Below are 2,663 nucleotides of genomic sequence, written 5' to 3' on the forward strand. Positions count from 1 at the left end.
AGACTGCTGTCGTTCATGCTTGCCGTCACGCTCATGATCTTGTTATAATTGGATTTGTTATGGACAAGGTCGGTTTCGATGTAACAAAGGAAGAATACGACTTCATCCTTGTAAAAGCTATAGGGAGATCTCGAGATGGTAGATGCCAATGATTCTAAAGTCCTTATTCCTGAACTGGCATTCCCACTAATCCCCAGGGTTGAAAACAGGCCTTTAAGATTCGAGGGAATGGAGCCAAAAATTACATCAATAAGTCCTGAACTTTTTCGGTTGGGTAAGAATGCAGGATATTTAGCTGCATTTTCAGAAAGCAGGTTGTCGGCTCTTTTGATGTCGAAGCCTGAGGAAGTATAATCCTGGAACCGGCTTTTAAGCATACCCCATTGCAGGTGGATTTCCGCCTGGGCAAAAAGATAGTAGGGTGAATTCTTACTTTGCTTCTCTAATGCCTCTAAACGTCTCGATTTAAGATTTTTTAAACGTTCATAGTCTACTTTATTCTCAGTTCCCAATAAGGTAAAATAGTCGACATAATTATCTAAGAGGATAGTTATTCCATTATTTGGATTTACTCTTTTTTCATTCTGTATAAGTGCTTTTGCATCGCTCAAGCGCAGATCAAAAATAGCCTCGTAGGCTTTTATACAATTACTGTTGAAATCGAAGTTCGCTTTGGAAGGGAGGCTGAAGGCCAGGGATAGAAGGGTGAATAGGAGGAGTTTTTTTATCATTATGGGAACGAGCTTTTTAGAAAAAATGTTCTGAATTTTCAATATCAGCTGATTGAAAGGCAAAAATACAAAATTCTGGCTCTTCCCCGATTTATTCGGGGATCTCGTCACAGCACGCGTCCACCAGCCGCAGGTGTCGGCTGTAAATTCTGTTTGCAAACTGCTGTGGGTCAGTTGCCGAGATTAGCTTCGCTGATCGTCTCCTAACCCGTGCAGGGGATCAAAAAGCAGCAAATGCTACGCATTTGGCATCCTTCGCAACGCAAAAAAACCAAGCCCTGCGGGACTTGGTTTCTTTTGCTTTTGCTCAGGCTGCTGCCTGCTTTTTTAATCATCAAGTGGACCCGGAGAGATTCGAACTCTCGTCCAAACATGGGACAAATTATGCTTTCTACATGCTTAGCAGTTGTTTAATTGTCGGGAAGGGGAAGGCCAACTGCTCGCCTGTACCGTCTTCCGTAGGTGTCTTATCTTGCCGGGTTATCACACCATTAAACCCTGGCCAGCTTCGTTGTTCGATGCCCCTGATGCTAAGCTACAAAGCGGAACCCAGCGGGACAAAAGCTATGCTAATTCTAAATTAGGCAGCTAAGGCGTAGTTATTTTCGCCAATTGTGGTTTGAGAGTTCAGATTTAAGCGCTAGTCTCACAACGCGCTGCATGCTTACATACCTATCTCCATCCTGTCAATTCCGGTCGGGCCCGTTAATTTATGGTTCTAAAGTATAATACAAAGATACGAAATAGGCGCAATATCCTTGCTTAAAATCAGCTTGTCCGGCCTGGATAAACTTCTAGTGCTTTCTCCAGACAAGTCATTGCCGATTCCAAATCCTGAATGTTCAAAACGTATGCCAATCGTACTTCATTAGTGCCAGAGCCTTCCGAACTGTAAAATCCAGTTGCAGGAGCCATCATAACTGTCTGATTGTCATATTCGAACTCCTCAAGCATCCACTGGCAGAATTTATCGGCATTGTCGATTGGGAATTTAGCTACCACATAAAATGCGCCACCCGGGTTAGGGCAGAAGACTCCCTCAATACTATTCAGGCGTTTCACCAATGTATCCCGGCGAAGGGTGTATTCTTTATTTACTTTTTCAAAGTAACTATCCGGAGTGTCAACCGCTGCGGAAGCCGCGATCTGCTCTACCATTCCCGGGCTTAAGCGTGCCTGTGCAAACTTCAACCCTGCTGCAATAACGTCCTTGTTCTTAGTAATCAGGCATCCCAGACGGGCGCCGCAGGCACTGTATCTTTTAGAAACAGTATCCATAACTACTACATAGTCTTCAAGACCCTCAAGGTGCATTGGAGAGATGAACTCCCTACCATCATAACAGAATTCACGGTAGGCCTCATCCGAAAACAAGAACAGATTATATTTCAAACACAGAGTTTTCAATGCTTCAAGCTCTTCCCTGGAGTAAAGATATCCTGTAGGATTATTCGGATTGCAAATGATAATGGCCTTAGTTTTCGGTGTAATCAGTTTCTCAAATTCGCTGATCTCCGGAAGGGCAAAACCGTTTTCTATGTGCGACAGGATGGGTTTAACAACTACATTACTCATGCATGCAAAACCGTTATAGTTTGCATAGAAGGGCTCAGGAATGATGATTTCATCGCCTTCATTAACACAAGCCTGCATTGCGATGGTGATTGCTTCAGAACCACCGACGGTTACTAATATCTGACCAGGTTCGATATTGTAATTAAGCTTGTTATAGTATTCCGTAAGTTTGGTTCGATAAGCCAGGGTACCCTCCGAAGGGGTATAAGCCCAAACTTTGAACTCGATATCCTTAATGGCATTTAACATGCCTTCAGGTGTCTCTATATCTGGTTGTCCAATATTTAAATGAAAGACTTTCTTTCCATCTTTTTTCGCCTTATCGGCGAAGGGGGTAAGTTTACGAATAGGTGAGGC

The 2,663-nt window shown here is 43.3% G+C and carries 1 protein-coding gene, 1 other RNA gene and 1 pseudogene; all 3 read right to left on the bottom strand.

Annotation, left to right across the window (positions count from 1 at the left end):
* A pseudogene (locus WBJ10_RS00055) lies at positions 1 to 731 on the bottom strand (tetratricopeptide repeat protein); the annotation flags it as partial.
* Between the two features lie 336 nt (positions 732 to 1,067).
* Positions 1,068 to 1,435: a transfer-messenger RNA gene (gene ssrA, locus WBJ10_RS00060) on the bottom strand.
* 64 nt (positions 1,436 to 1,499) lie between these two features.
* The coding region (locus WBJ10_RS00065; RefSeq protein WP_424287396.1) for a pyridoxal phosphate-dependent aminotransferase at positions 1,500 to 2,663 on the bottom strand (1,164 nt) is incomplete at its 5' end.

It is taken from the genome of Daejeonella sp. (assembly GCF_049655485.1).
Lineage (GTDB): Bacteria > Bacteroidota > Bacteroidia > Sphingobacteriales > Sphingobacteriaceae > Daejeonella.